Here is an 11337-nt window from a genome sequence, read left to right on the forward strand (position 1 = left end):
CAATGAAGCCTATTATTAACACGTGAAACATTAAAGATATGATTAGGATCATACAATTCGGAATGATAAGAGTTATTATTCAAACTTGTTAGTTCAGTGGTACTAAACCCTATGTCTCTCGATAAATTCCTTCTCTGTGTCGAACATACCTATCTTGCTGGGAACGTATCCGATCAAATTCTAGCAACTCAGTTTCTCGCTCAATTTTCGCAAACTAAACACCTCTTGCTTACAGGTTTAGAATCCAGCGCTGTAGATGTTGTTATCACAAGCCTAGAATGTTTAGCTCAAGACAAGCATGCTCCTATCAAAGACATCATTCATTGCTTTCAACAGTGGGATGACAGCGAAGTAAAACTAGCCGCATTGAATGCTATTGAGCACAACAACGATTCAGAACAAGCGAAGGGATTATTGATAGACGTCGTTTGTGACGATATCGATTACTGGGAAGGTGAATGGAATGATGGTGATGATATCCGTTTGAATGCTGCACGTATTTTGGATAACCATGAAATTAATTTAGATTATATTCAAGCGAGTCGTTTACTGCCCCTACTTCGAAGTGACCCTGAGCCTGATGTTCAGGTCAAACTAGTCTCAGTGCTATCGCGTCACTCACCGGCACTACTTAAAGAGAACTTTGCAGTAACGCGCACAAGTGATATGCGTATGTTATTGAAAAGCACACCGGATAAGATAACGTTATTCAAAGCCACGCAACACCAAGATCTACGTTGCCAGCAAATCGCCTTTCAACGCCTGTCTCAAATGAACAGTCGTGAGTATTTGCAAATGTTTTTAACTGGCCTTTCGCACTTAGACCCACTGATAAGACAAACATCTCTCAGTACATTGGAAAAATGGAATTACCAAGTCGACATTAAGCACCTTGGTCAGCACGACTTATTGCAAGAAATTCCAATCGATATCCTTTCGGCACTGCTTAGCGATAATCACAAGCAACAACTCGTGAATCAATGGCAAGATAAACGGCAGCCCCCTCATTCAATAACGGCGATACTTCAGTTAATTTCGAGCTTAAACCCGCAGAGTAAACAAGCCCAACTTAGCCGATTTATGCCAGTCTTTTATGAGAAGTTTTCGAGCTTAGACGAAGCGACTCAACTTGATTGCTTGAATGTTTTATTAAGTGACGTATCACAAACCCTAAGCCTTGCCTTTATCCGTCAGCAACTGCAATCGGGCACTTGCAGTAATTCGGTGAGGCGACAACTCATTGAACACCTATCTTATACTCTAGCACCGAGTTCTCAGGCCTATCTAAAAGAGCTCATAGTCGACTTACCTGTAATTATTACAACCAATCAAACAGAAAGAGAAACGGCGACAACAGAAGTACCACATCGAGAACTTGACGGTCCGAATGATGACGCTAGTGCCACACAGCCTCCTATCACTTCCACGCTTGATTCGTTGAGGCAATCAGCGCATTCAAAACCTTCAACAAGACATGCTCGAACCAAACGAGTTGCAATCGAAAGCTTGTCAAACCTAGCGTTAGCGATTGAATACTGTCAAGACAAGCAATATCTGATGGAGCTTTGCTCGACTAAAAAATTTACCAGCCTATCCAACGCTGAATTTCACGCGCTAGTCATTGCCTTGCGTTGTCATCATATCAACTTGACCGACGTTGAGACGCCCTACTTCAACCAATCGGTATTAGATCTAGTCTTGAATGATGATTGTTCCAATCTCGAAAGTATCATCGATTGGCTTGGTACTCTCTGGATCGATCAACACCGTTTACAACTAATAGCCTCTGAAAGCCTCGCTCTACAAGTCTGTTTAGTGCGATATACCACTGACGAAACAGAATTACTCGGGCTACTAAAGCACCCTTATATTGGTATCCAAATCGCAGCGCTGAAGCAATTAAAACAGTCTGGTGGTTGCTCACATGAAGAGCTAGTTAGCTTGATCTTAAAAGAACCCGTACTTTATCCTCAAATCTCTCTTTTTGATGCCAATACAGTCTACAACGTACTTGCTGAGAAAATCCAAGGTTCACCTTCAATAGCTCTACAAGCTGCCCTTGCGTTTCTAGGTGCGACAGATATTGATATGACTCATTGACCAATGCATTAAGCATTAAGCATCAATTCTGGAATCCTATAATTTGGGGTAATGTTATGCCCCCTCAACCAGACTACGCTTAAATCAACCTTGCATCCTTTTTAATCACTTAACAAAATTAAATACATTTATAAAATATTTATGTAGCACATATTTGCATTTCTGATATATTTCTCAATCCGTAATGATAACAGTTATCATTACGATTCGAATTACTAGGGAGTATCAGGCAATGACATTAACAAGCCCTGCCAATATGGAACGTATAGACAATATGTACCAAGAGCATTATGGCTGGCTTTCGATATTTATTAGGCGCCGTTTAGGTTGTCCGGATACCACTGCGGACTTAGTTCAAGACACCTACCTCCGTTTACTGACTCGCGGAAAATTACCAGAATATAAAGATTCACGTAAATACCTGACCCATATAGCCAAAGGTCTAGTGATCGATTTGTATCGTCGGAAACGAGTTGAATCGGCCTATCTCGAACTGATCGAAAGCGAACCATTACAAATTACTGGCTCGCCAGAAAACCATACAATAGTAGTAGAAGCTTTAGTTGAGATTGACTCTCTGTTGCACCGGTTACCTATAAAATCTCGCCAAGCCTTGTTGATGCGTCAGATAGAAGGAAAGAGTTACAAAGTTATCGCAGAAGAACTGCAAGTCTCTATCTCTTCTGTCGAAAAGTATGTAGCTAAAGCCTTACAAGGTTGTATGCTAGCTATGTTAGACGATGCGTAATCCTATGCACAAGCTAACACGAGAAACCTTAACAGAAGCGTCAAACTGGATGGCTCGTCTATGGGCAGATGATGTCACACAACAAGACCAAGATGCCTTCCTTTGCTGGAAGAACGCTCATCCGCAGAATGCCGAAGCATGGAAAAAACTAGAACTAATACAAAATAAGTTTGCAAACGTTCCTCAATCGGATATTAGCCGACAAATCTTGACTCCGAAGAAATCGGCTCTTTCTAGGCGAGATATGCTTATGTTAAGTGGTCTTTCCTTCACTAGTCTAGCTGTTGGTATATCGACTTATCGAACAGCACCTAAAGGTGTTGAGTATGCAACTGCCACTGGTGAAATGAAATCAGTGATTTTATCCGATGGCACCGAGATCGCACTCAATACCGCTTCGCAGATCTATGTCGAGTTTAACCAACACCACCGCCAATTACATCTAGTTACAGGTGAGGTGTTGATTACAAATTCACACCATAGAACACCTCTATCTGTCTCGACTATTCAAGGTCGAGTACTACCTCTAGGGACACAATTCACAGTTCGCGAACATGATGCCGCCACCGAAGTGTGCGTTTACGAAGGCGAAGTGAAATTGCAACCGATGCTAGGAATGGGGACTTCCCATATTTTGGCAGGCCATCAAGCAAGCTTCAACCGACGTACAGTTTCCAGTATTGAAAGAAACAAAAGTACCGGAGCACTGTGGTTATCTCAAAAGATATTAGCCGAAGCTACGCCTTTAATTGAGTTCATAAACGAGTTATCTCGGTACCGTCGTGGAATACTCAATATTGACCCTTCATTGAAAGATTTGAAACTGACCGGTATTTTCTCAACGAGCAATATCGACCAAACACTATATAACATCAGTCAGATCTTACCTATCAAAATTCAATACCGCACACCTTTGTGGGTCACCATTAAACCTAAATATTGAAACTAAATCGTATAAACATTACGGATTTCAATTATTCATCCGGTGTATCAGACAGTTAAGCGAGTCTAAATACCAATAAGGAAATAATGGTGCCGTATAATACACCACGTCAGTTGCTCTCTGTGTTCATAAAAGCCAACCTTGGTGTGGCGGCGATAATGCTGCCTTACACCGTAATGGCAGATACATCCCAACAATATAATATACCAGCAGGAACTCTTGATAGCGTTCTTAACCAGTTTGCGGTTGAGTCTGGGGTTGAGTTCTATCTCAATTCTTCTCTTTCAGAAGAACTGTATACGCAAGGTTTAACTGGCGATTACCAGCCAGAACAAGCGCTGAATATTTTACTAGCAAATACGGGGTTAGATGCACAGAAACAACCTGATGGAGTGTACTATGTTTCCCCTTCATCTGATGAAATGACACTTGATGCCATTCAAGTAAGAACTCACTTTGAGGATGCCTACCAGCGTGATCAAGAAGGTGGAATGGCCGTATACGATGCCGACGTTGCCACGGCCTACTTAGGTAAAGAAGAAATCGAACGTTTCAAAGGAACAACAGCCGCCGACTTGTTTACAGGTGTAAGCAATGTTCACAGTGGCGAGTCTCGAAACGGTGGAGGAAGTATAGACCCCAACGTTCGCGGTGTGCAAGGGTTTGGTCGTGTACCTGTCGTGATTGATGGAACCGAGCAAGCCATTTCTGTTTACAACGGTTATCGCGGCTCTTCAAACAGGAACTACATTGACCCTAACCTCATAGGTAGCATGAAGGTGTACAAAGGTGCCCAATTGAGCTCCGACATCAATACCTCTACAGGTGGTGCTGTTCAAGTTACGACATTGCAACCACAAGATATAGTCCCTGAAGGTGATGAATTTGGTATAGAAATCATTACTGAAACAAGCAGTAATTCAGTTGCGCCAAACAAAGCGCGCTTGCATACGGGAAAGCGCTGGCAAGATGTTCCAGCTTATGCAGACATCGGGGGGGTACCACTTTATGATGATCCAGAATTACGTTTCCAAACTCGTGATAATAAAAGTAATGATCCTTTTAATGGTGAAGATATCGCTTACCGCCTTGCTCTCGCCGGAATAACACCAAAATTTGAATGGCTTGCCGCTTATGCTTATCGTAACCGTGGTAATTATTATTCGGGCACCAACAAAGACGAGTTTTATTCCAAACCGTCAAGTGAAGGTGGTGAGAATATAATCCAAGGTCGCAACCCATATTTAGAACCAGAACATATGGCTTTAGTACATAGGCCTGGGCATGAAGTACCTAATACATCCTCTGAAATGGAATCGGTACTGGTTAAAGGAACGTTTAATTTTAACGATTATTATAAATTGCAATTCAATGCCCGATATACAGAAAGTATTCACGGTGAAATACTCGCAAGTCGTTCAGATTATCGAAATACAAATGGATTACCTCAATGGCCTTTAGCCAATGCAAAAATGCAGGCTTATAGCCTAAAATATCGAGCTAACCCAACCAACCGCTTTCTTGATTTAAGCACTAATCTTTGGCTTACTAAAACCGATTCAAAAAGTAACACTGGTTATGGCTTTCCTAATTTTGTCAACAGAAGAAGCGAAACACCTGATACTATCATTAACACTTCAACCGTAAATCGTGATGAAAGTCGATACGGGTTTAACTTCAAAAATAAAATGCTATTAAGTAGCTCACTTGATCTGACCGTTGCTGGTAGCTATCAAAAACATGAACTTATGCCCAAAGAAGGGCTCGAGTACATGATTAACTTTTACCAAGGCGCGGTAAGAGCAGGCGAACGTGAAGAGTACAATGGCTCAGCCAAAGTCGAATGGCGACCGTTAGACTCACTAATTCTTAATGCTGGTGTTAGATACATCTCATACAACTCCACAGATTACTACATAGAAAACCGAGTCAACGCGGGTGACATTTCAAGTCTAAAAGAATACAAAAAAGATGGTTACCACCTCAGTTACCAAACTTTAGAAAACTATGCGGCAGAAGAAATCGCCCAAAACGTTGCTAACGCAGAACATGAAGTGCGAGTAACATTCAGCAAAAGTAACATCACTCAAGAAATAACACGTTTAAAAAATTTAATCTATCAATTCCCTAGTCAGGCAACTGAAAATAAAGCATCTCTTAAAACTAAGCAGCAGGAACTAGCTAACTTTGATTCGCTACTCGCCTCAAAGATTCAGCAAGGAACTAATGCAGCTCAAAACCAAACAACTTTCATCGAAGAACATTCAGCCGATTGGCTAGTAAATAGTCGCAATGATTTAAATCTAGCTAATAATGCTTGTAAAAATGCAATGCAAAAAGACAATTATGTTAAAGGCAGCTGCACTGCAAAAGCTATTGAATTAAAAGAAGTTTACAACACCGATTACAAAAATAGCGGAAGTGGCTGGATGCCCTCTTTAACTGCGACTTGGTTATTCAATGATAATAGCCGTATTTATGCCAGATACGCTGAAACTCTCCGCTTCCCTAGCTTATTTGAAAGTACCAGTGGCTTTAGTGGTAATCCAAGTGCCTCCGCTCCATTACAACCCGAAAGAGCACGTTTATTCGAAACGGCCTACGTCCATTACTTCGACAATGCCAGCGCTAAAATCACCTATTTCGACCAGATCATTGAAAACGTTATGGACCGAGATAGAGACAGTTTTGCGTTTGCAAATTTAGACAGCCAACGCACCAGCGGCATAGAATTAAATACTCATTATGACAATACCGACTATTTCGCCGATGGGTCTTTTGCCTATAATTTCCGCAATGAAGTTTGTGATAAAAATACAGCAGCACAACTCTACGCATACGACACGATTAAAAAAAATACGCCTTCGGATGAAACATGTGTTCGAGGGGGCTTTTCCAAACAAAGCTTCCTAGCCGCTCATGCGGCTCCTGAATACACGGCCAATTTGTTGTTGGGGGCTCGTTTTTTCAACCAAGATTTAGAAGTAGGTTTTAGGACCAATTATGTTTCAGGCAGCCATGATGAAGATGTAATAAAACGTACCGATGTGACAACTTACGATGCTTATATGAAATATAAATTCACTGAAAAGATCGCAGGCGAACTCGTGGGAACAAATCTGTCAGATGTTTACTACCTAGAAGCAGGTTCTGTTTCCGGCATGCCAGCTCCAGGAAGAACTATCGGTGTAAAACTAAGTGGAAAGTTTTAGATGCCATTTAGTTTGCCCTTGATAACTTAGCCTGCTTTCCTAACTTCATCCTGCTCTAGTTACTAAATAAGTAAATGGATAGATAACAAAATAAAAAACGCCTTAAATTGGGCGTTTTTTATTTACGGATTCGCTCAACTCAAACGGTATATATATGAAACTAAAAATCAGATATGGCTACGAACTGAACCAAACTACGTTCAAGTAGCCTTCAGCACAATTAGGATGAAATACATGAAGTCGAACTTTAAATGGACATTACTTGCTTTAACTATTCCAACTTTAATCGCATGTGGTGGAGGCAGTTCAAGCTCAAGCTCAAGTTCAACACCCGCAGCGCAAGATCCTTTGGGTTTAGCGGTGATCTCCGCGCAAAGTGTCGCGAAGGTTAACAGTCGAGTTCGAGTTGATGGGCTTCAGAGTGAAGGATTAGATGGAGAATCTCTTAGCTACCAATGGGAAATCAGTAATAAACCGGAAGGGAGCACAGCTTCACTTAATAACGCCAATGCTGTCTCTCCATACTTCACTCCGGATATAGCTGGTAACTACACCTTAGATTTGGTCACAAAAAGTGGTAGTAAAGACAGTGAAAAAGTCTCTTATGTAATCGATGTAAGTGATGCGAGCACTAATACGCAGCCGATTGTCGATCTAGATTTTCCTGACAGTGTCGCTATTGGTAAAACCGTCGATCTACATTCACAAGCTTATGATGCAGACGGTGATGTGCTGACTTACCAATGGGCACTACTTTCATCGCCAAGTAATGCCACAATGAAATTAACAAACAGTGCCACTCCAACAGCAAATCTCCTTTCCAACACTGCCGGAGATTACCAATTAAAGCTAACAGTGAGTGATGGCTACGAAACAATATCTGAAGAAGTGACTGTTTCATATTCTGCTGAAAATGTAGCGCCTAAAGCTAGCGTAAAAAACAAGCAAACATTTGAATTAGGTACAAGTGCACTGCTTGACGCAACAGCAAGTACTGACGGAAACGATGACCAAATAACCTACGAATGGAAAGTGGTTTCTCAACCAGAAAACAGCACGGCAACGCTAAGTAGCACAACAGATGAAAAACCGAATTTTACCCCTGATTTAATTGGCGACTATGTATTGTCCCTTACCGTTTCTGATGGCGAATTAACCAGTAAAAAAGAGTACATTCGTTTATCTGCAACAGAAGTCGGAACCAGTGACCTTATTCTTAAGTATGCGGAAGATACCACGGCTAGAGCATGGCCATTTGCTGAACAATTCACTTCGAATATTTCGACTACGGGCGATGCACCAGCTCATGTTCTACTAGGCACTTTTAGCCTTGAAGCTGTAGGTAAGGACTATACAATTAATGAGACAACCGCTATCGATTATATTGGTAATGTTGATGCGGTAATGACAGGAATGAATGCTGGTCAGGTACTAAATGCTGGCGATAAAATTAACGTAAAAATGTGGGCAGAGCCAACCCAAGGTCAATTATCAATGATTTCATATGGTTTCATTGTTGATACAACTTTAGAGCAATATATGGGACTGGGGTATATGTATACTTCAACGGCTGAATAATAAGAACGTAGTTGCTTGAAGCTAATGCTATAGCATTATCGCTAGGAATAGAGATAAGAACAACACTATTACGTTTTAACTATGTTCAAGAAACTCTTAATTCGTATCATCGACGATATGATGAGTTCTATGAAATGTTCAAATCCGAGTGTCAGAACACTCGGATTTTTCCTTATTCAATTAGACAGACTCTATTACTTAGCCTAACCCTCATTCAAAACTCAGGTTTTCCTTTAAGGGTTTTCATAGTTCGTTCGGTGTATCGGTTAGGACATCATTACAACTTTCAAAACCGACTGGATAAACGATGAGCGTATACCTCTTTGTATTCCATTCAAGATTTGTATCAGGAATTATAAATGCACATTAATTTTCATTGGGCACCCATCTTATTGTTTGCTGCGCTATCAACAGGCTGTAACAGTGGTGGGGATAGCAACACTCCAAGTACCGACCCAGGTTTACAGAACAACCAGAGACCGATTGCGATTGCAGGCATAAATCAGCAAGTGAAAGAAGGCGATCGGGTACAACTCGATGGAACCTCAAGCATTGATTATGATAAAGACGAAATTACCTATCAATGGTCTTTGAGTTCAACCCCGCTTCAAAGCCTAGCGGAACTGTCTCAGGTCGATGCAATCAAGCCCACATTTATAGCAGACAAGTTAGGAACCTATGTTGTTGATCTTGTCGTTCATGATGGAACCACCAGCAGCCGAACCAACCAAGTAAAAGTTGTTGCGGTTTCTGATGGAGAAAACTCACCACCGACGGTTTCGATATCTCGGGACCATTATCGTGCTAATCTAATTGATTTTGTTACGATTTTTGACAACGCAAGCGATGCTGACGATGACGAGTTAATATATCGCTGGAAAATCATACAACAACCAGAAAACAGTAACCCAAGTCTGGATAATACTTCTTCTAAATATCCAAGGTTAACGACAGATACTATCGGCGATTACATTGTGGAGCTTACTGTATCCGATGGTTTAGCATCCGCCAGTGATACAGCCACTGTTTCTTTCTACTATGAGAACGTCCCACCAATTGTTAGAGGGACAGGAAGCCCTATCGGTGCCATTGAAGGCATGACCATTCCATTAGACGCAAGTACAAGCGAAGATCCAAATGGTGACCCGATCACTTTCCAATGGTCATTCATCTCAAAACCTCAAGCATCAAACACTGTCATTGTTAACCCAAGCTCACCAAAACCTCATTTTTTAGCAGACGTAGCTGGTGACTATGGCATTACTGTCGAAGTCAGTGATGGAGAGTTGTCATCATTTCCATCAAAAGCTGCCTATGTGCGCGTGGCTTCGCTGACGGGCCCCCATGCAAAGGTAATGATTGATGATGACCCCAACCCTGTTCTATTACCGTATCGCAATACATGGACCATTGATAAGACACAAGATAGCGGTGACCTCCCAGACTATTATGAACTGGGCACTTATACATTTGAAGCCGTAACCAATGACATCACTCTAACGGTTAGTACCCTCCGAGATCGATCGAATACAGTACAACCAATAGCTCGAACCCCCTTTGGTGAATTAAAGGAAAGACAAATATACGTTATTCCAGCTGGCACAAAAGAAGTCATTACAATCCTTTCCCCTCCGACTTCAGGTCAAACCACGGATATAGGCCTTGGTTTTGCATGGAGCCTCTATGGCTTGGGTGATTACAGTCCAATCCGAAGAGCGGGTGGGAATTACATATTCACCAGTCGATAGCCAATATATTTACTTAGATTTATCCATTCAACAAAGCGCTTATGAACTTAGGCGCTTTTTTTTATTTTATATTTGTTTACGGGTTTGGACTTTTACTTCGGTGTATTTGATGAAAGCAAGTGAGATGTCTGTCGCGCGCACCGGGCAACTGGCTTGATTTCAATCATTTAAAATACATTTAAAAGGAATAGAAAATGAAACCAGTTCAACTTTCATGGATCGCAGCAGCATTTCTTGGTCTAAGCCCTGTCGTTCAAGCCGGTTTTGACGGTGCTATCAGCGACAATTCACTTCGCCAAGTTGGTGAATCAGAAGTTTATGTGCCATTTTTCCACTCAAAAGGCAAAGCAGGGATCGGCAGCGCTACCGGCAAACGCGTCGACATCGACGGCTTAGTCGATAATATTTTCAACAGCAAAGTACGAGACAATGTGATTAGTGTTGGGAGCAAGCACTTCAGTAAATCTCATTATAATTTCGTACAAGTTGCGAACCAAGACATTTGGTTTGGGGAATGGTATGAGGGTAAACAAGACGCAGATTTCGATAACCGAACGGTTTACTACGTAGGGAACGATGCAGGTACAACAGTACCAACTAGCGGAACTGCAACTTACAACATCACAGGCATTAATAAGTTTAGTGGCAGCAATAAATTGTCTGGAACATTTAATGCTGATTTCAATAACCAAACTTTAACGGGTAGTATCTCGAATGCAACCCTGGATGTTGATGTGAATAGCACTATAGACTCTGCAACGGCGTCGTTCAACGGAAGTGCAACCGCTACACAAGCTGGTTCTGTAACCCAAGGTTCATCTCAAGGTCACTTCTTCGGTGCGGATGCCGCATCTTTAGCCGGTATCGCGACATTCACTAGTAATAGTGATCTTGATACTGCCTTTGGTGGTGAAAAGCAGTAACACTTTAGCCTAAACCAAAGAAGCAGCACGCGCTGCTTCTTTCTTTTTCATCTGTGCTTCACTTATAAGCACTCGCGCATTAAGA

7 protein-coding genes are annotated in these 11337 nt (G+C 41.6%); all 7 read left to right on the forward strand.

The features are described 5' to 3' along the window. The first annotated feature begins 111 nt into the window (after positions 1-111). Positions 112-2100, forward strand: coding sequence for a hypothetical protein (locus tag L3V36_RS07740; protein ID WP_102447435.1), 1989 nt, complete (start codon positions 112-114; stop codon positions 2098-2100). Positions 2101-2332: 232 nt separating this feature from the next. Further along, positions 2333-2848 carry a sigma-70 family RNA polymerase sigma factor gene (locus L3V36_RS07745; protein WP_017087539.1) on the forward strand — a complete coding sequence of 172 codons (516 nt, stop codon included), beginning with the start codon at positions 2333-2335 and terminating at the stop codon, positions 2846-2848. 4 nt (positions 2849-2852) lie between these two features. Beyond that, entirely contained in the window at positions 2853-3791 is a 939-nt protein-coding gene (locus tag L3V36_RS07750; protein ID WP_237296642.1) for a FecR domain-containing protein, read from the forward strand. Between the two features lie 86 nt (positions 3792-3877). Continuing rightward, positions 3878-7003, forward strand: coding sequence for a TonB-dependent receptor (locus L3V36_RS07755; RefSeq protein ID WP_102447437.1), 3126 nt, complete (start codon positions 3878-3880; stop codon positions 7001-7003). A 234-nt stretch (positions 7004-7237) separates the two neighbouring features. After that, on the forward strand, positions 7238-8581 hold the full coding sequence (locus L3V36_RS07760; RefSeq protein ID WP_017094791.1) for a PKD domain-containing protein: 1344 nt from the start codon (positions 7238-7240) through the stop codon (positions 8579-8581). 359 nt (positions 8582-8940) lie between these two features. Then, complete coding sequence (locus L3V36_RS07765; RefSeq protein ID WP_017094790.1) at positions 8941-10329, forward strand: PKD domain-containing protein; 1389 nt, start codon at positions 8941-8943, stop codon at positions 10327-10329. Positions 10330-10523: 194 nt separating this feature from the next. Next, positions 10524-11252 (forward strand): Slam-dependent surface lipoprotein, encoded by a 729-nt coding sequence (locus L3V36_RS07770; protein ID WP_102447438.1) that lies wholly within the window; start codon positions 10524-10526, stop codon positions 11250-11252. Positions 11253-11337: the final 85 nt, after the last annotated feature.

The sequence above is a fragment of the Vibrio sp. G-C-1 genome (assembly GCF_021728015.1).
In the GTDB taxonomy this organism is placed as follows: domain Bacteria; phylum Pseudomonadota; class Gammaproteobacteria; order Enterobacterales; family Vibrionaceae; genus Vibrio; species Vibrio splendidus.

Bases quoted from the DNA above. Each gene is read 5' to 3' on its own strand.
- L3V36_RS07745 (WP_017087539.1), top strand. From the start codon at position 2,333: ATGACATTAACAAGCCCTGCCAATATGGAACGTATAGACAATATGTAC.
- L3V36_RS07755 (WP_102447437.1), top strand. From the start codon at position 3,878: ATGGTGCCGTATAATACACCACGTCAGTTGCTCTCTGTGTTCATAAAA.
- L3V36_RS07765 (WP_017094790.1), top strand. From the start codon at position 8,941: ATGCACATTAATTTTCATTGGGCACCCATCTTATTGTTTGCTGCGCTA.
- L3V36_RS07760 (WP_017094791.1), top strand. From the start codon at position 7,238: ATGAAGTCGAACTTTAAATGGACATTACTTGCTTTAACTATTCCAACT.
- L3V36_RS07750 (WP_237296642.1), top strand. From the start codon at position 2,853: ATGCACAAGCTAACACGAGAAACCTTAACAGAAGCGTCAAACTGGATG.
- L3V36_RS07770 (WP_102447438.1), top strand. From the start codon at position 10,524: ATGAAACCAGTTCAACTTTCATGGATCGCAGCAGCATTTCTTGGTCTA.
- L3V36_RS07740 (WP_102447435.1), top strand. From the start codon at position 112: ATGTCTCTCGATAAATTCCTTCTCTGTGTCGAACATACCTATCTTGCT.